15 protein-coding genes and 5 tRNA genes are annotated in these 18,916 nt (G+C 69.4%); 11 read left to right on the plus strand and 9 right to left on the minus strand.

Features of this window, described 5'->3' with window-relative positions; all coding sequences use genetic code 11:
* Window positions 1-262 precede the first annotated feature (262 nt).
* From OG410_RS29060 to OG410_RS29095, 8 genes are all read right to left on the minus strand, one after another.
* Window positions 263-844 carry a GTP-binding protein gene (locus tag OG410_RS29060; RefSeq protein WP_151472110.1) on the minus strand — a complete coding sequence of 194 codons (582 nt, stop codon included), beginning with the start codon at window positions 842-844 and terminating at the stop codon, window positions 263-265.
* On the minus strand, window positions 825-1,415 hold the full coding sequence (locus OG410_RS29065) for a DUF742 domain-containing protein (RefSeq protein WP_328671653.1): 591 nt from the start codon (window positions 1,413-1,415) through the stop codon (window positions 825-827). The genes OG410_RS29060 and OG410_RS29065 overlap by 20 nt, the downstream gene beginning before the upstream one ends.
* Before the next feature lie 94 nt (window positions 1,416-1,509).
* Window positions 1,510-1,923: a roadblock/LC7 domain-containing protein gene (locus OG410_RS29070; protein ID WP_261709979.1), complete on the minus strand. Its 414-nt coding sequence runs from the start codon at window positions 1,921-1,923 to the stop codon at window positions 1,510-1,512.
* Between the two features lie 11 nt (window positions 1,924-1,934).
* Window positions 1,935-5,168 (minus strand): sensor histidine kinase, encoded by a 3,234-nt coding sequence (locus OG410_RS29075; RefSeq protein ID WP_329301818.1) that lies wholly within the window; start codon window positions 5,166-5,168, stop codon window positions 1,935-1,937.
* Window positions 5,169-5,519: 351 nt separating this feature from the next.
* Window positions 5,520-6,095, minus strand: a complete 576-nt coding sequence (locus OG410_RS29080; protein WP_028802395.1) for a GTP-binding protein — start codon at window positions 6,093-6,095, stop codon at window positions 5,520-5,522.
* A complete protein-coding gene (locus tag OG410_RS29085) occupies window positions 6,076-6,474 on the minus strand; it encodes a DUF742 domain-containing protein (protein ID WP_329301819.1) in 399 nt (132 codons plus the stop codon). Before OG410_RS29085 ends, OG410_RS29080 begins: the two co-directional genes overlap by 20 nt.
* A 111-nt stretch (window positions 6,475-6,585) precedes the next feature.
* The gene (locus tag OG410_RS29090; protein WP_266765867.1) at window positions 6,586-6,999 is read right to left on the minus strand and encodes a roadblock/LC7 domain-containing protein; all 414 of its coding nucleotides are present in this window, start codon (window positions 6,997-6,999) and stop codon (window positions 6,586-6,588) included.
* 9 nt (window positions 7,000-7,008) lie between these two features.
* On the minus strand, window positions 7,009-10,698 hold the full coding sequence (locus OG410_RS29095; RefSeq protein ID WP_329301820.1) for a sensor histidine kinase: 3,690 nt from the start codon (window positions 10,696-10,698) through the stop codon (window positions 7,009-7,011).
* 601 nt (window positions 10,699-11,299) lie between these two features.
* Between OG410_RS29095 and OG410_RS29100 the strand changes: the two genes are divergently transcribed.
* From OG410_RS29100 to OG410_RS29140, 9 genes are all read left to right on the plus strand, one after another.
* Window positions 11,300-11,491: a hypothetical protein gene (locus OG410_RS29100; protein ID WP_326785329.1), complete on the plus strand. Its 192-nt coding sequence runs from the start codon at window positions 11,300-11,302 to the stop codon at window positions 11,489-11,491.
* A 227-nt stretch (window positions 11,492-11,718) separates the two neighbouring features.
* Window positions 11,719-12,495, plus strand: coding sequence for a fumarylacetoacetate hydrolase family protein (locus OG410_RS29105; protein ID WP_329301821.1), 777 nt, complete (start codon window positions 11,719-11,721; stop codon window positions 12,493-12,495).
* Entirely contained in the window at window positions 12,488-13,957 is a 1,470-nt protein-coding gene (gene gltX / locus OG410_RS29110; RefSeq protein WP_329301822.1) for a glutamate--tRNA ligase, read from the plus strand. Before OG410_RS29105 ends, gltX begins: the two co-directional genes overlap by 8 nt.
* Window positions 13,958-14,175: 218 nt before the next feature.
* Entirely contained in the window at window positions 14,176-14,907 is a 732-nt protein-coding gene (locus OG410_RS29115; protein WP_329301823.1) for an HAD family hydrolase, read from the plus strand.
* 90 nt (window positions 14,908-14,997) lie between these two features.
* A tRNA-Gln gene (locus OG410_RS29120) sits at window positions 14,998-15,069 on the plus strand.
* Window positions 15,070-15,113: 44 nt separating this feature from the next.
* Window positions 15,114-15,186, plus strand: a tRNA-Glu gene (locus OG410_RS29125).
* 62 nt (window positions 15,187-15,248) lie between these two features.
* Window positions 15,249-15,321 (plus strand) — tRNA-Glu (locus OG410_RS29130).
* A 16-nt stretch (window positions 15,322-15,337) separates the two neighbouring features.
* Window positions 15,338-15,409, plus strand: a tRNA-Gln gene (locus OG410_RS29135).
* Between the two features lie 29 nt (window positions 15,410-15,438).
* A tRNA-Glu gene (locus OG410_RS29140) sits at window positions 15,439-15,511 on the plus strand.
* Between the two features lie 250 nt (window positions 15,512-15,761).
* On the opposite strand, the gene ndgR is transcribed toward OG410_RS29140, so the two are convergent.
* A complete protein-coding gene (ndgR, locus tag OG410_RS29145) occupies window positions 15,762-16,478 on the minus strand; it encodes an IclR family transcriptional regulator NdgR (RefSeq protein WP_081219617.1) in 717 nt (238 codons plus the stop codon).
* Window positions 16,479-16,670: 192 nt separating this feature from the next.
* On the opposite strand from ndgR, the gene leuC reads away from it, so the two are divergent.
* Together leuC and leuD are read left to right on the plus strand one after the other, a co-directional pair.
* Window positions 16,671-18,095 carry a 3-isopropylmalate dehydratase large subunit gene (leuC, locus tag OG410_RS29150; protein WP_329301824.1) on the plus strand — a complete coding sequence of 475 codons (1,425 nt, stop codon included), beginning with the start codon at window positions 16,671-16,673 and terminating at the stop codon, window positions 18,093-18,095.
* Window positions 18,096-18,100: 5 nt separating this feature from the next.
* Window positions 18,101-18,694, plus strand: a complete 594-nt coding sequence (gene leuD / locus OG410_RS29155; protein WP_326785325.1) for a 3-isopropylmalate dehydratase small subunit — start codon at window positions 18,101-18,103, stop codon at window positions 18,692-18,694.
* Window positions 18,695-18,916 lie beyond the last annotated feature (222 nt).

Here is an 18,916-nt window from a genome sequence, read left to right on the forward strand (position 1 = left end):
GCTGTGGTGTGTCCGGGAGTCCGAGGACGCCCTCCAGGGCCGACAGGGGGCTCTGCGGCGGGCGTTCGGGCGGGCCCCGGTCGTCCCGCCGCCCAACGGGGCTGTACGGGACAGGAGTTCGGCCGGGAGTCCTCGCCCGCGCGTGCCGGGCCCGTACGCCCGGGCAGCGGACGCTCTCGGGCCGGGGCGGCCGGCGAACGAGCAACGGCCCCCGCTTCTCCGGCCGGAGAAGCGGGGGCCGTTGTCGTACGAGCGGGGGCCGCTAGCGCAGGCGCGCCATGAGGGCGTGCTCGACCAGCGTGATCAGCGCCGACTTGGCGTCCGCGCGGTGGCGGGCGTCCGTCGTGATGATCGGGGCGTCGGGGCCGATCTGAAGGGCCTCGCGGACTTCCTCGGGCTGGTACGGCTGGTTGCCGTCGAAGCCGTTGAGGGCGATGACGAACGGCAGGCCGCTGTTCTCGAAGTAGTCGACCGCGGGGAAGCAGTCGGCGAGACGCCGGGTGTCCACCAGGACGATCGCGCCGATGGCGCCGCGGACCAGGTCGTCCCACATGAACCAGAAGCGGTCCTGACCGGGCGTACCGAAGAGGTACAGGATCAGGTCCTGGTCGAGGGTGATACGGCCGAAGTCCATGGCGACGGTCGTCGTCTTCTTGTCGCCGGTGTGCGTGAGGTCGTCGATGCCCGCCGAGGCGGACGTCATGACGGCCTCGGTGCGCAGCGGGTTGATCTCCGAGACGGCGCCGACGAACGTGGTCTTGCCCACGCCGAAGCCGCCCGCCACCACGATCTTCGCGGACGTGGTGGAGCGGGAAGGCCCTCCGCTAGAGCTTGCGAAGTCCACTGAGCACCCTTTCGAGCAATGTCACGGCTGGCTGGCCGCCGGCGCTCTCGTCGCCGCCCGGCTGATGAATGGCGACCAGGCCCGCCTCCGCCAAGTCGGCGACGAGGATCCTGGCTACACCGAGAGGGATGGTCAGCAGGGCCGAGATCTCGGCCACCGACTTGATCTCCCGGCAGAGGTTGCAGATGCGCTGATGCTCGGGCAACTGGCCCTGCATCTGGTGCGGCTGCGCGGTCGTGTGCACCAGCGCCTCGATGGCGAGCTGGTAGCGGGGCCTGGTGCGGCCACCCGTCATGGCGTAGGGACGCACCAGGGGGTTGCTGGCACCCCCGGCGGGTGACGCCTCGGGGGAGCGCCGCTGCGGCTGCACGGGCTGGATGCGCGGCGCCGACGGCTGGTCGTAGGGAGAGGGCCCGGGGCCCTGCGGACCCTGGGGCGGGTACTGCCGTCGCTGGCCGGGTGCGGAGGGAAAGTTGTACGGGTTCTGTGAACCGTCGCCCTGGCCGCCCTGCCCCTGGCCGGGGCCGTACGACCAGTTGCCCGAAGACGAACCGCCTGGGGGTGTTACCACTCTCTCTCCTCCTCCGACCGTGCCGGGCACCCAACGCTGGGACCGCGTCCCGAAACCTTACGGCCCCGGGACGCGAATTCGCACCGTCTGTCTATTAGTTGAGAAGGCTGCCCTGGAGCTCCGCACGAAGGTCCGGAGTGAGAACCGTGCCCGCACGGTCCACCAGAAGCGCCATCTCGTACCCAATGAGACCGATGTCCGCCTCAGGGTGTGCAAGTACTGCGAGTGAAGAACCATCCGAAACGGACATCAGGAAGAGGAATCCTCGCTCCATCTCCACAACGGTCTGGTTCACGTGGCCGCCCTCGAAGATACGGGACGCGCCCGCGGTCAAAGAGGTCAGACCGGACGCGACGGCTGCCAGCTGGTCGGCGCGGTCGCGGGGAAAGCCTTCGGACATAGCCAGAAGGAGTCCGTCGGCGGAGACCACCACTGTGTGCGACACCCCGGGGGTGTTGTCCACGAAGTTGGTGATCAACCAGTTCAGGTTCTGTGCCGCCTGGCTCATCGGGCTCACAACTAACGCTCCTGGTTGTAGGTGCTGTCAGAACCGAAGCCCTGACCGTTCGTGTCAGTACCTGCACTGCGTCCCCGCTCCACGCCGCGACGCAGGTTGCTCAGCCTGCCCCGGACGTCCTCAGGAGCGCGGGAGACCTGGGGGCCTCCCTGGGGGGTCGATTCCGCGGTTCCCTCGACCAGGTTGGCCTTGGGCACCCGCCGCGGCAGACCGGACGAGGTGACCCCGCCCGCCTTGGGCTTCTTCAGCTGCTCGGCGCGCTGCCACCGATCGTCGTTCGACGACCGCCAATCGTCACCCGTGTTCCCGGAGGGCATGGGCGCCGACTGCTCCCTCGCCGGTTCCGCGGGGCGCCGGGCGTTGCCGGCGGGGGCGGGTCCGCGACGGGGAAGTCCCGCGTTGGTCATCGTGTGGGGGGCCGAAGAGGCCGGACCCGGACGACCAAAGCCTACGCTGTTCTGCTCGCCCGCGTCAGCGACCTGCGGGGATTCCGCTTGCGGAGCGTAGTCGGGCCGGTACCCGCCCTGGTACGCGTCCTGGCGCCCGTCCTGCTGCGGCCAGTCGTCCTGGTAGGACGGCTCACCGAAGCCCGGCACCGTCTCCGGGGCGGAGCCGCCCATTCCGGCGTGCTCCTGCTGGACCGGCTCCGTGTAGGAAGGCTCAGGGTAGCCGCCGTTGGACGGGAAGTACGCCTCGTCGTACGCGGCCTGCTGCGGCTCCTCGTACGACGTCTGCTGGTCGTACGTGGTCTGCTGCTCCTCGTGGACACCCTGGGTGCCGTCGTACGCCTGGGTGCCGTCGAAGGACGCCTGCCCGTTGTCGTACGAGGAGGCGGGCTGCCCGTCGAAGCCGTCGGCGTAGGCCTGGGGGGCCTCGATGGCCTCCGGACCCTGCGCCTGGGCCTCCAGGGCCGCACGGCGCTCCTCGCGCATCAGAGAGCGGCCCACGGGGTCCAGATCACGGATGTCGTCCGGGACCTCGTAGCGGCTGTCGTCGAAGCCGAGGTCCGCGGCGGTCAGCACAGGCTGCTGCTGCGGGACACCGAAGTTCTCGCCCTGGAACGACTGCTGCTGCTGCTCGGGGATGATCTGCGACACGGTGAACTCGTCGGCCATCGGCTGGTGCTCGCCACCGCCACCGTGGGTGATGGCGTCGGGGAGCATGACCAGGGACGTGGTGCCGGCCTGCTCGCCCGAGGGGCGGAGCTGGACGCGGATGCCGTGGCGGTCGGACAGCCGGCCGACCACGAAGAGGCCCATGCGCTGCGAGATCGCGGCGTCCACGGTCGGCGGGTTGGCCAGCTTGTGGTTGATGTCCGCGAAGTCCTCGGCGGTGAGGCCGATGCCCTTGTCGTGGATCTCGACCATGACGCGGCCGTCGGGAAGACGGGTCGCGGTGACACGGACCTTGGTCTGCGGGGAGGAGAACGTGGTCGCGTTCTCCAGGAGCTCGGCGAGCAGGTGCACGAGGTCGGTCACGGCGCGGCCGTGGATCTCGGCCTCCGGGACGCCGGAGAGCTCGACGCGCTCGTACTGCTCCACCTCGGAGGAGGCGGCGCGCAGGACGTCGACCAGCGGGACCGGCTGGTCCCAGCGGCGTCCGGGCTCCTCGCCGGCGAGGACCAGGAGGTTCTCGCCGTTGCGGCGCATACGGGTCGCGAGGTGGTCCAGGCGGAAGAGGTTCTCCAGCTGGTCCGGGTCGGCCTCGTTGTTCTCCAGGTCGGTGATCAGGGTCAGCTGGCCCTCGATCAGCGACTGGTTGCGGCGCGAGAGGTTGGTGAAGATCGCGTTGATGTTGCCTCGCAGGAGGGCCTGCTCGGCGGCCAGTCGCACGGCCTCGCGGTGGACCTGGTCGAAGGCGCGGGCGACCTCGCCGATCTCGTCCGTGGTGGTGATCGGGATCGGCTGCACGCGGGTGTCGACCCGGCCGGGGTCGGTGCGCGAGAGCTGGTCGACCAGCATCGGCAGACGCTGCTCGGCGACATTGAAGGCGGCGCTGCGCAGCTGGCGCATCGCGCGGCTCATCTGGCGGGCCACCATGCCGGCCAGGATGAACGCGGCGAGCAGGGCGATCACGACAGCGGCACCGGTGATGAAGGCGTCGGTCCGAGCGGTGTCGGAGATGTCACCGGCCTCGGCCACGGCCTTGTCGGCGAGGTCCGACTCGATCTGGCGGTACGCGTTGTACTTGGCGGTGTTGACCGCCATCCAGTTCTGGGCGGTGACGCCCTTCGCGGCGAGCCCCGCACGGTCGCTCTCCAGCGTGGACGGGAGCCCCGAGAGTTCCTTGACCATCTCGGTGTCGCCGGAGGGCGGCGGCACGTAGTTCGGGTCGGCGCCTGCGGCCTCGCGCGCCTTCGCGGTCAGATCCGTCTTGATCTTCGCCGCCGCGGATTCGAGCTTGGTCGTGTCTTCCTCGGTGCCGCCACCCTTGTACTCCTCGATGGCGATGCCTTCGAGGTAGGCGTACGAGGACAGGGCGACGCGCTGGCTGGCGAGGCTGCTGGTGCCGGGACCCGGCTTGATCAGCATGTGCATGCCGATGGACCGCTCCAGCGACAGCGCGGCCTTGGACAGCGAGATCGCGTAGACCGTACGGCCGTAGCTGGTGATGTTGCCGGTGCCCAGACCGAGCTCGTTGGCGAACTCCATCAGCGGGTGCTGGATCTGGAGGTAGCCCTCTTCGGTCGTCACACCGGGACGCTTGGTGGTGTACGCCTCGTCCCGCAGCTTCTGGAGACCGGGCTCCACATTGCGGAAGACCGAGAGGCGCCGCTCCAGGCCCGGAGTCTTGGGCATGTCCTTGGCGGCCACCTCGAAGGCGTCGGCGGCCAGGTTGGTGTCGCGGCGGACCTTGACGACGGTGGCGTCCTTGTCCCCCTTGCCGGACAGCAGCGGGTAGGCGCTGAGGTCACGCTCGACGAACAGCTTGTCGCCGTAGTTCAGTGCCGCCTGCACGAGGCGCGCCGTCTTCTCGGCGTCCTGCGCTTCCTGCCAGGTGTCGATCGAGCCCTTCACCTGGAAGCCGCCCATGACGAGGCCGACCACCACGGGTATGAGCAGGATCGCGTTCAGCCTGGTCGGCACACGCCAGTTACGCGGGGAGAATCGGCTCCCGCTCGGCGCGGGCGCCGGCATGGGCTCCGGGCCGGCGACTTGTGCGGGCGCCGCTCCGCGCGACGGCGGGGTGAAGTTGCCCCGTGCCGACGGCTCGGGACCGTTCATGCTTCGCCTCACTCGACCAACAACCTCTCGGCGTCGGCACCTACTGTGTGCCGCCGTATCTACCAGCGCCCTTGACTACTGGGCAGTTCAGCGCATTCCAGCACGTCAAGCAGCGCCCTTCCAAACACTCGGAACGGATGATTCCGAGTGGCGCTGACCACAGACAAAACGGTCATAAAGAGCGAGCCCCGTCAAAAGACGGGGCCTTCATGAACGCAGGGGTACCGGGCGACCGCTATGCGTGTCGGGGCCGGCGAAATTCTCTGTCGAAACGTTATGAACACTGAGGCCGGCCGTGTCAAATGACACAGCCGGCTCCAACGCGTCTACGACAACTTCCATACAGAGTCGTCTACTTGGCTGCTACCGCAGCCGTGCCATGAGAGCGTGCTCGACCAGCGTGATGAGAGCGCTCTTCGCGTCTGCACGGTGGCGCGCGTCCGTCGTGATGATCGGAGCGTCCGGGCCGATCTGAAGAGCCTCGCGCACTTCCTCCGGGTTGTACGGCTGGTGACCGTCGAAGCCGTTGAGGGCGATGACGAACGGCAGGCCGCTGTTCTCGAAGTAGTCGACCGCGGGGAAGCAGTCGGCCAGACGCCGGGTGTCCACCAGGACCACGGCGCCGATGGCGCCGCGGACCAGGTCGTCCCACATGAACCAGAAGCGGTCCTGGCCCGGCGTACCGAAGAGGTACAGGATCAGGTCCTGGTCGAGGGTGATACGGCCGAAGTCCATGGCCACCGTGGTGGTGGTCTTGTCCCCGGTGTGGGTGAGGTCGTCGATGCCCGCCGAGGCGGAGGTCATGACGGCCTCGGTACGCAGGGGGTTGATCTCGGAGACGGCACCCACGAACGTGGTCTTGCCGACACCGAAGCCACCCGCTACGACGATCTTCGCGGAGGTGGTCGCCCGGCCTCCGTCAGAGCTTGCGAAGTCCACTGAGCACCCTTTCGAGCAGTGTCACGGCCGGCACGCCGCCGTTGTTCTCATCGCCGCCAGGCTGGTGAATGGCGACGAGTCCGGCCTCCGCGAGGTCCGCGACAAGGATCCTGGCCACGCCGAGCGGCATGGACAGGAGGGCCGACACCTCGGCCACCGACTTCACTTCCCGGCACAGATGGCAGATGCGCTGGTGTTCGGGCAGCAGTCCCATCAGCTGGGCCGGATCGGCCGTGGTGCTGATCAGAGCTTCTATGGCCAGTTGGTACCGCGGCCGGGTCCGGCCACCGGTCATCGCGTACGGACGTACCAGCGGCTGGTCGCCTTCATCCCCGTACGACTCGGCGTACGGATCATGAGAGGCGGGGGGCGGGGTCATGAATCCTCCGGGCGGGACAGCAAGTCGGTCAGTCGTGCCGTCTGTTAGGGCCGGTGGGGGGATTGTGGCGGCCGGACGGTGATTTCGTGCGGTGTCTGGATCCGGCGGCGGTCAGTGAAGCAGACTGCCTTGTAGTTCGGCACGCAGGTCCGGCGTGAGGACGGCGCCCGCACGGTCGACGAGCAGTGCCATCTCGTAGCCGACGAGGCCGATGTCGCATTCCGGGTGGGAGAGGACCGCGAGAGACGATCCGTCCGAAACCGACATCAGGAAGAGGAAACCGCGCTCCATCTCCACGACCGTCTGGGCCACCGCACCGCCTTCGAAGATCCGGGAAGCCCCGGCAGTCAGCGAAGTGAGTCCGGAGGCGACGGCCGCCAGTTGGTCCGCGCGGTCGCGGGGGAAGCCTTCGGACATCGCCAGAAGGAGTCCGTCGGCGGACACGACGACGGTGTGGGACACCCCGGGGGTGTTGTCCACAAAGTTGGTGATCAACCAGTTGAGGTTCTGTGCCGCCTGGCTCATCGGGCTCAACTAACGCTCCTGCTGGTGAGTGGGGCTGGGGAAGCTGCCGGTCTGGCCGTTGGGAGCGGCCTGTCGACCTTGCTGAATGCCCCTACGGAGATTGGTCAGCCGGCCGCGTACGTCATCAGGCGCACGCGAGACCTGCGGACCGCTTTGGTGCTGTTGCTGCTGTGCCGTGCCCGCGACGAGGTTGGCTCGCGGGACGCGGCGCGGCAGGCCTGAGGTGGTGACCCCGCCTGCCGACGGCTTACGGGAACGCTCCGCCTGCTTGACGAGGTCGTCGTTCGGAGAGCTGCGCCACGTCGTGGTGGCGGCCGGTGCGGCGGTCGGTGCGGCGGCCGGTGCGGCGGCCGGCCGCTGCGGAGCCGGGGGAGTCTGCGGCTGCTGTGGGGCGGCCGGCGGGTATCCCTGGGAACCGTTGTCCTGGTGGGCGGTGCCGTTGGCCGGAGCGCCGTCCGAGCCGTTGGCCTGACCGTGGAACCAGTTGGTCTCCAGCGTGTCGTACAGCGGGGTACGGCCGTCACCGGGGTTCGAGGCCGGGGGAAGCGCCTCGGGGACCTGCGGACGGGCGGGCGGCTGTGGGGTTGCCGGTCGCTCGTACTGTCCGGTGGACGAACCCTGCCCGTTGCCGTAGCCGGTTGCCGCGAACTGCCCGGTGGACGCGGGGTCCTGGGAAGGCGCGTAGCCCGGCTGGGCGAACTGGCCGGTGGACGACGGGGACTGGGAGGCCCCGTAGCCCTGGGCGGGGAACTGTCCCGTGGCGGCCGGGTTCTGGCCGGTGGGGGACTGGTTGCCGTAACCGTACTGGCCGTTGTTCTGGCCGTTGTTCTGCGGCGCGCTCGCGCCGGGGCGCGGGGCGTCGAAGTCGGGACGGGCGAACTCCGCGGTGGAGGCGGGGCCCCGGTCCTCGACCCGCGGCATGCGGGACGTGGCGTCGGGCTCCTCGTGACCACGCGGGGTGTCGAGGGACGTACGCGGAACCGGCGGCTGCGCGTTGTCGTCGCTCCAGCTCGGCGTGCGGGAGCCGGCGTTGCCACCGGGCAGCTCGGCGCGCGCGGCGCCACCGCGTCCCGGAAGCTGCGGCCGGCGACGGCCGCCCTTGCCGTTGGACGGTGCCTTCGCGGGCGGCGCTGCCGGAGCCGCGTTGCTGTCGCCGAAGGCGTTCTGGCCCGTGCCGTTGCCGTTGCCGAAGCCCTGCTGCTGCGAGCCGTTCTGGGCGGGGAAGCCCTGCTGCGGGCTCTGCCCGAAGGCGTTCGCACCGGCGGGAGCCTGCCTGCCCTGCTGGCCGCCGGCCTGGCCCTGCTGGCCATGCGCACCGCCGGAGCCACCCGGGCGACCGCCCTGGTTGCTGCCGGGCAGCGCGGCCCGCGGACCCTGGCCCGCGCCGACCTGTCCGCGCTGCGGCGGGGCCCCGAGGGGACCGCCGGGGGCGGAGGGGGCTCCGGCACCGAGCGAGGGACCGCCCGAGCGACGGGCCGCGGACGCACCGGCCGAGGCCTGCGCCGCGGCGGGGCCGCCGCCGACGGCACTCTGGCCCGGCTTGTTCGGCATGGGCTTCTTGCCGCCCTGAGCGACGTCCACCGGCAGCATGACCAGCGCGGTCGTACCGCCGGAGTCGGACGGGCGAAGCTGGATACGGATGCCGTGACGCTGCGACAGACGACCGACCACGAACAGACCCATGCGTCGGGAGACGGAGACGTCCACCGTGGGCGGAGCGGCGAGCCGCTCGTTGATCGCGGCCAGGTCCTCGGGGGACAGACCGATACCGGTGTCGTGGATCTCGATCAGCACCCGGCCGTCGGGCAGGGCGTGACCGGTGACCTTGACCTTGGTCTGCGGGGAGGAGAACGACGTGGCGTTCTCCAGCAGCTCCGCGAGCAGGTGGACGAGGTCGTTGACGACCCGGCCGGCGACCTCGGTGCCGGGCACCGAGGAGAGTTCGATGCGCTCGTACTGCTCCACCTCGGAGGCGGCGGCGCGGAGCACGTCGACCAGCGGGACCGGGCGGGTCCAGCGGCGACCGGGCTCTTCACCGGCGAGGACGAGGAGGTTTTCACCGTTACGGCGCATGCGGGTCGCGAGGTGGTCGAGCTTGAACAGCGAGGAGAGCTGGTCGGGGTCGGCCTCGCGGGACTCCAGCTCGGATATGAGCGAGAGCTGACGCTGGATAAGACCCTGGGAACGGCGCGAGAGGTTGGTGAACATCGCGTTGACGTTGCCTCGCAGAAGGGCCTGCTCGGCGGCGAGGCGGACAGCCTCGCGGTGCACGTCGTCGAAGGCCGCGGCCACCTGGCCGATCTCGTCCCGGGAGTGCACACCGACCGACTCCACGGAGGTGTCGACGTCCTGCGGGTCCGACTCCGAGAGCTGCTTGACGAGCTCGGGCAGACGGTCCGAGGCGACCCGGGTGGCGGTGTCCTGGAGACGGCGCAGCGAGCGGATCATGGACCGGGCCACGACGAAGGCGCCGACGAGCGAGACACCGAGGACGAGCAGGATCAGTACACCGGAGATGATCGCTTCACTCTGGGACTCGTTACGCAGCTCACGGGCCTTCTGCTCCATCTCGCTGAGCAGCGTGGTCTCGATCTTCGACATCTGGTCGATCTTGGCCGAGTCGTCGTCGAGCCAGTCCTTGTAGGACCGCTTGTTCTGCGACTTGAGGCCCTCGGAGTTGCTCAGCACACGCTTGGCGTACTGGTCGGCCGACTTGATCGTCGGGTTGTCACCCTCGATCGGCAGGAGCAGTTCCGTGTTGCCCTCGCCGTAGATGTTCTTGAAGCTGCTGGTCTCGGACTCCTGGCTCTGCTGCGCGGACTGCGCGTACTGCTGGTCGTTCTTGGAGAGGGTTCCGAAGACCTTCGGCTGCGTGGGAAGCGCGGCGGCGATGACGGCCCGCTGGATGGAGGCGTACTCCTTGGCGGAGGAGAACGCGGCCAGCGCGCGGGTGCGCTGGATCATCTCCGGGTTGCTGGTCGCCTCGGCCATGTCCTGCGAGAGCGCGAGGAGCTCGGTGATCAGGCGGTGGTAGGCGTCCACCGTCTGGGTCGAGTTCTGCGGGTCGTTGTAGGCGGCACCGCGGATCGTGTTGAGGTTGTACAGCTCGTGCACGACACCGACGAGGCTGTCGTGCACGCCGACGAGCTGGCCCTCGGCCGTCGCGTTGTCGACCTGCTGCGTGCCTTGGAGGAAGTGCTTCCTCGCCACGTCGGTCTTGTCGCGCGCCGACTTGACCTCGTAGTCGTTGGCCAGGGCGCCCTGTGTCAGCGGACCGGCCGTCTCGTCGCGCTCCTGCTGGAGCGCGGCGGCGAGCTCGGTGGCCTGCTTGGTCATCTCGGTCAGCAGCCGCATGTTGTCGAGCTGCTGGATGTTGTCCATCGACTCGTTGATGCGGAGCGCACCCAGCGAGGTCGCGGCGACCACGGGGAGCGCGAGCAGCGAGACAAGTCGCGTCGAGATGCGCCAGTTGCGCAGGGCTACACGCGAGCCGTAGCTCGGTGTGCCCGTCGACGTGGCATCGGTCGTGGTGGCGGGAGCCTTGGGCTTCGCGCCGGCGCGAGCGGAGTGTTCACCGCTGCCGCCGACCTCTGCCGGTCCCGGGTTCTGGGCGTGCTGGGGCGAGGAACCGCGGTCGGTCCCGCCGCGCGGCTCCGGCTCCGCCGAAGCGCTGCCATCCCTCTTGAAACGTCCCTGCACTAGCGTCGCAACCTCTGGACCAGGCGCCCCTCCGCTGGAACGGCGGGGCGGTGTCGGCGTTGTACACGGACGCAGATGCGCCCTGTGTCTGTGGTCTGAATGACCGGCGCAGGTTCCCCCTTCCCGCCGCCACTCGGCGCTGAGTAGCGCCCCTGCGCGCCGGATTCGTGAATCCGCGGCGGTCCGAGGAATTCCAGCACAGTGCAGGATCTCCAACAAGGGCCATGTACCAGGCTGTGACCTCCGTGACAGCATGTGAGTGACAGGTCACGAGGCGTGTAAAGGGTTCTCGTACATACCGGGCATAGGCCTACGAGCCATGGGCGTCACAGCCGTGTCCCAGTCGCGATGATCAGGAGCGGAATGACTGGTTCAGTGGAGTAATGTCCGTTTGGTCGGCCCGTATTGGGGGCCACGATTGACCGGTTTGCCCCTTGGTAAGTGAGCAAACTCACACAGCGATCATGGCCTCTTCACGGCATCGCCAGGGAATTGAATGTTTAGCCTGACGCTTTACAGGGATGGCGAATCCGACAACCCGCGTCTATGTGGGGCTCTTTGACCCCGACCGGCGCCCAGGACGACAAGGTCGAGCAAAACGGTGAAGACGACGATGATGTTCCGCAACATTGCCAATCCGCGGCGCACGACGCTGGCGCACCTCGAGGACGCCGATGCCCTGCGCACGCCGGAGCGGCCGGAGCACTCGGTCGAGCTCCCCCTCCAGACGGCCAACCCCCGCCGCACCGTCCTGATGGACGCCCCGGTCACGGTCGCCGCCGCCGCGGAGTGAACGCGGTGACCGGCGAAGGGCCGCGCACCGCGCGGCCCGGCCGGTCACGGACACCCCTCCACGAGGGCACCCCCACCCCTGGCCCGGACCGGCGCGCCGCCGCCCGTCACCCCGGAGCACGCCCCGCCGTTCACCGCACCGGCGGATATACGCGAAGCCCGCAGCCCTTGCCGCGTTAGCCTGGAGCGTCAGACTCCAGCCAGCTCAGTGAGGGGCGCCAGGATCCCGTGCGCATCGCCAGATTCTCCATCGACGGCAACGTCGCTTTCGGCGCGGTCGAGGGCGACAAGCCGGACGAGCTCGTCCTCGACATCATCAAGGGCATCCCGTTCGCGGACTTCGAGCTCTCCGGTACGAAGGTCCCGCTGAACAAGGTCCGGCTGCTGCCGCCGGTGCTCCCGAACAAGGTCGTGGCCTTCGGCCGCAACTACGCGGAGCACGCCAAGGAGCTCGGCAACGAGGTGCCCGACGCCCCGTTCGCCTTCTTCAAGCCGTCGACCTCCGTGACCGGTCCGGGCGACCCGATCCAGTACCCCTCCTTCTCCAGCGAGCTGCACCACGAGGCCGAGCTCGCCGTCGTCATCGGCCGCATGTGCCGCGAGGTCCCGCGCGAGCGCGTCAAGGACGTCATCCTGGGCTACACCTGCGCCAACGACGTCACCGCCCGCGATGTGCAGAGGCGCGAGAAGCAGTGGGCCCGCGCCAAGGGCTTCGACAGCTCCTGCCCCCTCGGCCCCTGGGTGGAGACGGACCTGGACCCCGCGGACCTGACCATCCAGTGCACGGTCAACGGCCAGCAGCGCCAGCTCGGCCGGACCAGCGAGATGATCCACTCCATCGAGGACCTGATCGTCAACATCACCGAGGCCATGACGCTGCTCCCCGGCGACGTGATCCTCACCGGCACCCCGGCTGGGGTCGGCCCCCTGAACGTCGGCGACGAGGTCGCCGTCACCATCGAAGGCATCGGCACTCTCACCAACAAGGTGATCAAGCGTGGCTAACGTCCGTGTACGTTTCTGTCCCTCCCCGACCGGCAACCCCCATGTCGGGCTGGTCCGCACCGCCCTGTTCAACTGGGCGTTCGCCCGGCACAACGAAGGCACCCTGGTCTTCCGCATCGAGGACACCGACGCGGCCCGCGACTCCGAGGAGTCGTACGACCAGCTCCTCGACTCGATGCGCTGGCTGGGCTTCGACTGGGACGAGGGCCCCGAGATCGGCGGCCCGCACGCGCCGTACCGCCAGTCGCAGCGCATGGACATCTACGCGGATGTCGCCGCCAAGCTCCTGGACGCGGGCCACGCGTACCGCTGCTACTGCTCGACCGAGGAGCTGGACACCCGCCGCGACGCCGCCCGCGCCGCCGGCAAGCCCTCCGGCTACGACGGCCACTGCCGCGACCTGTCCGCCGAGCAGAAGGCCGCCTACGAGGCCGAGGGCCGCAAGCCCATCGTCCGCTTCCGGATGCCCGACGAGGCGATCACCTTCGACGACCTGGTCCGCGGCGAGATCACGTACCTCCCGGAGAACGTCCCGGACTACGGCATCGTCCGTGCCAACGGCGCCCCGCTGTACACGCTCGTCAACCCCGTCGACGACGCCCTGATGGAGATCACCCACGTCCTGCGCGGCGAGGACCTGCTCTCCTCCACCCCCCGGCAGATCGCCCTCTACAAGGCGCTGACCGAGCTGGGCATCGCCAAGGAGACCCCGGCCTTCGGCCACCTCCCGTACGTGATGGGCGAGGGCAACAAGAAGCTCTCCAAGCGCGACCCGGAGTCGTCGCTCAACCTCTACAGGGAGCGCGGCTTCCTCCCCGAGGGCCTGCTGAACTACCTCTCCCTGCTCGGCTGGTCGCTCGCGGCGGACCGCGACATCTTCTCGATCGACGAGATGGTCGCCGCGTTCGACGTCACGGACGTGAACCCGAACCCGGCCCGCTTCGACCTGAAGAAGTGCGAGGCGATCAACGCCGACCACATCCGCATGCTCGATGTGAAGGACTTCACCGAGCGCTGCGCCCCCTGGCTGCGCGCCCCCTTCGCGCCCTGGGCGCCGGAGGACTTCGACGAGGCGCAGTGGCAGGCCATCGCCCCGCACGCCCAGTCGCGGATGAAGGTCCTCTCCGAGATCACGGACAACGTCGACTTCCTGTTCCTGCCGGAGCCGGCCGTCGACGAGGCGTCCTGGACGAAGGCGATGAAGGAGGGCAGCGACGCCCTGCTCCGGACGGCCCGCGAGAAGCTGGAGGCGGCCGACTGGACCTCCCCGGAGTCCCTGAAGGAGGCCGTCCTGGCCGCCGGTGAGGAGCACGGCCTCAAGCTCGGCAAGGCCCAGGCCCCGGTCCGCGTCGCCGTCACCGGCCGCACGGTCGGCCTGCCGCTCTTCGAGTCCCTGGAGATCCTGGGCAAGGAGAAGACGCTGGCGCGCGTCGACGCCGCGCTGGAGCGGCTCGCGGCCTAGCCCGCAGACGTACGCGACAGGGGCGGTGTCCGGTTCGGGCGCCGCCCCTGTCGCGTGTGCGCCGCCCCTGCCGCATGTGCCCGGCCTGTCACTCTCGGTTCACCGTTCCCGTCAACTCCCTCTTGAGGTAGCGCAGTTGTACGTCCGCTGTGCCCCTGACCGACACGACTGCCACCGTCCGAGGGACAGCCGCCCGCCCCCGGGGATACCGTCGGCGCATGAGCATCGACGCCGTGGTCTGGGACATCGACGACACGCTCTTCGACTACACGGCCGCCGACCGGGCGGGCATGCGGGACCATCTCGCCGCCGAGGGCCTGCTCGACGGCGGGACGACCGTCGAGCAGGCCCTCGCGCGCTGGCGGGAGATCACCGACGCCCAGTGGGCGAGGTACGCGGCCGGCGAGACGGACTGGCAGGGCCAGCGGCGGGACCGTGTCCGGGTGTTCCTGGGGGAGCCGCTGAGCGACACCGAGGCCGACGCCTGGTTCGACCGGTACGTCACGCACTACGAGGGCGCCTGGGCGCTCTTCCCGGACGTCCTGCCCGTCCTGGACGCGCTCGTGGCCAGCCACCGGCACGCCGTGCTGTCCAACTCCAGCCTCCTCGTGCAGGACCGCAAGCTGCGCGTCCTCGGTGTGCACGACCGCTTCGAGGCCATCCTGTGCGCCGCCGAACTCGGCGTCTCCAAACCCGCGGCGGCCGCCTTCCACGCGGCCTGTGACGCCCTGGGGCTGCCGCCGCACCGCGTCGCCTATGTCGGGGACCATCCGGAGATCGACGGGCGCGGCGCCGCCGACGCCGGTCTGCTCTCGGTCTGGATCGACCGGGGCGGTGCCCACGCCGCCGCCGCCGGACGGACGGGTCCGCGTCGCATCGGATCGCTGGCCGAGTTGCCCGCGATCCTCGACACGGATACCCGTTTTGGAGCGTGGTCCACCTTCGGGTAATGTTCTTTCTGCGCCGCCGGGAGCGGGCCGAAAGGCCGGAGCCCGGAGGTGCCAGCTAAAACAAGATCCCCCTGAGGGGTTGCGTTTCAGTGGCCTATGGTGTAATTGGCAACACTACGGTTTCTGGTACCGTCATTCTAGGTTCGAGTCCTGGTAGGCCAGCTCGCAGAGCTCATCTGCACACGCGGAAATCCAGATCCGCACCCGCCCCCGTTGTGTAGCGGCCTAGCACGCTGCCCTCTCACGGCAGTAGCGCCGGTTCGAATCCGGTCGGGGGTACAGATCCTTCCCAGGGAGGCAGTCCGGGTCGCACCCGCTGCCCCTCATGCAGGATCGCTAGGGCCCCCGTTGTGTAGCGGCCTAGCACGCTGCCCTCTCACGGCAGTAGCGCCGGTTCGAATCCGGTCGGGGGTACTGGTCTAAACCACCATGGGCTATGGTGTAATTGGCAACACTACGGTTTCTGGTACCGTCATTCTAGGTTCGAGTCCTGGTAGCCCAGCTCCGAATCTGCGGAAACGCAGGATTCAGGCCCCCGTTGTGTAGCGGCCTAGCACGCTGCCCTCTCACGGCAGTAGCGCCGGTTCGAATCCGGTCGGGGGTACAAGGTCCGCAAGGGTCTCCACTTCGGTGGGGGCCCTTTCGGCGTTCGGAGATCAACTCGGACCGCGGTGCCATGAGGGAGATCGGCTCGGACCACGGTGCGGTGAGTTGGATCACCCCGGAAACGAGGCGCGGGGTGCACGGGCTCGGTGAGCCGGTACACCCCGCGTACGGGACGGTGCGCTTCGGGAAGGGCCTGCCGCGGCGTTGAGGCCGGCCCTTCCCCTCGCGCGGGGGAATCGGAGCGAAGGTCAGCCCGTGCGGCGCAGGGCCTCGGAGAGGCGGCCGGCGGCGTCGATGACCGCCTGGGCGTGCATACGGCCCGGGTGGCGGGACAGGCGCTCGATCGGCCCGGAGACCGAGACGGCGGCCACGACACGGTTCGAGGGGCCGCGGACCGGCGCGGAGACGGACGCCACGCCCGGCTCGCGTTCACCGATCGACTGGGCCCAGCCGCGGCGCCGTACTCCCGACAGCGCGGTGGCGGTGAAGCGGGCGCCCTGGAGACCGCGGTGCAGCCGCTCCGGCTCCTCCCAGGCCATCAGGATCTGGGCGGAGGAACCGGCCTTCATGGTGAGCGTGGAGCCCACCGGGACCGTGTCCCGCAGACCGGACAGCCGCTCGGCCGCGGCGACGCAGATGCGCATGTCGCCCTGGCGGCGGTAGAGCTGCGCGCTCTCGCCCGTGATGTCCCTCAGGTGCGTGAGCACCGGGCCCGCCGTCGCGAGGAGGCGGTCCTCCCCGGCGGCCGCGGCCAGTTCGGCGAGCCGGGGTCCGAGGATGAAACGGCCCTGCATGTCGCGCGCCACCATGCGGTGGTGTTCAAGTGCCACGGCGAGGCGATGTGCCGTGGGTCGTGCCAGTCCGGTCGCCGCGACCAAGCCTGCGAGGGTGGCCGGACCGGACTCCAGAGCGCTCAGGACAAGGGCTGCCTTGTCCAGAACGCCGACGCCGCTACTGTTGTCCATGAAACGATACTCGCGTCTCACTCTGTGAAACGCAAGTTCAATTTCCGGTGGAACGCGCCACCCTTGTAGACACAGCGGCCCGCGAACCAACGGGTCCGGCGGACGACGTCCGGTACGAGGGGTACGGACGTTCAACCGCCCCGGAAATCTCTAGTTGGGCCGGCGCCACACAAGCCGGCCGGAGGGAAAGCGATGGGTAGGACACTCGCGGAGAAGGTCTGGGACGACCATGTCGTCCGGCGCGCCGATGGCGAACCCGACCTCCTCTTCATCGATCTGCACCTGCTGCACGAGGTGACCAGCCCGCAGGCCTTCGACGGCCTGCGTCAGGCGGGGCGCCCGGTGCGCCGCCTCGACCTCACCATCGCCACCGAGGACCACAACACCCCGACCCTCGACATCGACAAGCCCATCGCGGACCCGGTCTCCCGGGTCCAGCTGGAGACGCTGCGCAAGAACGCCGCCGAATTCGGCGTGCGGCTGCACTCGCTGGGCGACGTCGAGCAGGGCGTGGTGCACGTGGTGGGGCCGCAGCTGGGTCTGACCCAGCCGGGCACCACCGTGGTCTGCGGTGACTCGCACACCTCCACGCACGGCGCCTTCGGCGCCCTGGCGTTCGGCATCGGCACCTCCCAGGTGGAGCATGTGCTGGCCACCCAGACGCTGCCGCTGGCCCGCCCGAAGACCATGGCCATCACCATCGACGGCGAACTGCCCGACGGTGTCAGCGCCAAGGACCTGATCCTGGCGATCATCGCCAAGATCGGTACCGGCGGCGGCCAGGGCTACATCCTGGAATACCGCGGCTCCGCCATCGAGAAGCTCTCGATGGAAGCCCGGATGACCATCTGCAACATGTCGATCGAGGCCGGCGCCCGCGCGGGCATGATCGCCCCCGACGAGACCGCCTTCGCGTATCTCAAGGGCCGCGCCCACGCCCCCGAGGGCGAGGAGTGGGACGCCGCGGTCGCGTACTGGAAGACCCTGAAGTCCGACGACGACGCCGAATTCGACGCGGAGGTCGTCATCGACGCCGCCTCCCTGTCGCCGTTCGTCACCTGGGGCACCAACCCCGGCCAGGGCGCGCCGCTGTCGGCGAACGTCCCCGACCCGGCTTCGTACGAAGACGCTTCGGAGCGCCACGCCGCCGAAAAGGCCCTGGAGTACATGGGGTTGACCGCCGGACAGCCGCTGCGTGACATCCAGGTCGACACCGTCTTCGTAGGTTCGTGCACCAACGGCCGTATCGAGGACCTGCGCGCGGCCGCCGCGGTCGTCGAGGGCCGCAAAGTCGCCGACGGCGTACGGATGCTGGTCGTCCCCGGCTCCGCGCGGGTCGGTCTCCAGGCCGTCTCCGAGGGCCTGGACGTGGTCTTCAAGGAGGCCGGCGCCGAATGGCGGCACGCGGGCTGCTCGATGTGTCTGGGCATGAACCCGGACCAGCTGGCCCCCGGCGAGCGCTCCGCGTCGACCTCCAACCGCAACTTCGAGGGGAGGCAGGGCAAGGGCGGCCGTACGCACCTGGTCTCGCCCGAGGTCGCCGCCGCCTCGGCGGTCGCCGGCCGCCTGGCCTCCCCGGCCGACCTGTCCGACGCCCCTGTGCCCGCTGGAGTCTGAGAGCCATGGAAGCATTCACCACGCACACCGGCCGGGCGGTCCCGCTGCGCCGCAGCAACGTCGACACCGACCAGATCATCCCCGCCCACTGGCTCAAGAAGGTGACCAGGGACGGCTTCGAGGACGGCCTCTTCGAGGCCTGGCGCAAGGACGCCTCCTTCATCCTCAACCAGCCCGAGCGCCAGGGCGCCACGGTTCTGGTCGCGGGTCCCGACTTCGGTACGGGCTCCTCCCGTGAGCACGCCGTCTGGGCGCTCCAGAACTACGGCTTCAAGACCGTCATCTCGTCCCGGTTCGCCGACATCTTCCGCGGCAACTCGCTCAAGAACGGCCTGCTCACGGTGGTTCTGGACCAGAAGATCGTGGACGCGCTCCAGGAGCTGTCGGAGAAGGACCCGCAGGCCGAGATCACGGTCGACCTCGAGGCCCGTGAGGTGCGCGCCGAGGGCATCACCGCCGCCTTCGAGCTCGACGAGAACGCCCGCTGGCGGCTGCTGAACGGGCTGGACGACATCTCCATCACCCTCCAGAACGAGGGCGACATCGCGGCGTACGAGGCCAAGCGCCCCTCGCACAAGCCGAAGACGCTCCAGGTCTGACACCCGGCCCGGCTCCGGCCGGGCACGGCTGATTCCAGCCACGCGGCATCACTCTGTACCCCCAATCGTGGACGGTTGGGGGTACAGCTGTTTCCGCTCCCGGAGGGCTCCCGCGCACCCTCACGAGGACGGTCAACTCCCTTAGTTACAAGGCGGGTTGCCTGGGTAGGCGACTATGTGGGCGACTTCCGGCCAAGAGGGTCAGAAGGCCTCCGGTGGGCG

This window comes from Streptomyces sp. NBC_00659 (genome assembly GCF_036226925.1).
Lineage (GTDB): Bacteria > Actinomycetota > Actinomycetes > Streptomycetales > Streptomycetaceae > Streptomyces.

Excerpts from the sequence above, each read along its gene's own strand:
- OG410_RS29085 (WP_329301819.1), bottom strand. The coding sequence starts at position 6,474 with ATGACCCCGCCCCCCGCCTCTCATGATCCGTACGCCGAGTCGTACGGG.
- OG410_RS29090 (WP_266765867.1), bottom strand. The coding sequence starts at position 6,999 with ATGAGCCAGGCGGCACAGAACCTCAACTGGTTGATCACCAACTTTGTG.
- OG410_RS29115 (WP_329301823.1), top strand. The coding sequence starts at position 14,176 with ATGAGCATCGACGCCGTGGTCTGGGACATCGACGACACGCTCTTCGAC.
- OG410_RS29070 (WP_261709979.1), bottom strand. The coding sequence starts at position 1,923 with ATGAGCCAGGCGGCACAGAACCTGAACTGGTTGATCACCAACTTCGTG.
- leuD (WP_326785325.1), top strand. The coding sequence starts at position 18,101 with ATGGAAGCATTCACCACGCACACCGGCCGGGCGGTCCCGCTGCGCCGC.
- leuC (WP_329301824.1), top strand. The coding sequence starts at position 16,671 with ATGGGTAGGACACTCGCGGAGAAGGTCTGGGACGACCATGTCGTCCGG.
- ndgR (WP_081219617.1), bottom strand. The coding sequence starts at position 16,478 with ATGGACAACAGTAGCGGCGTCGGCGTTCTGGACAAGGCAGCCCTTGTC.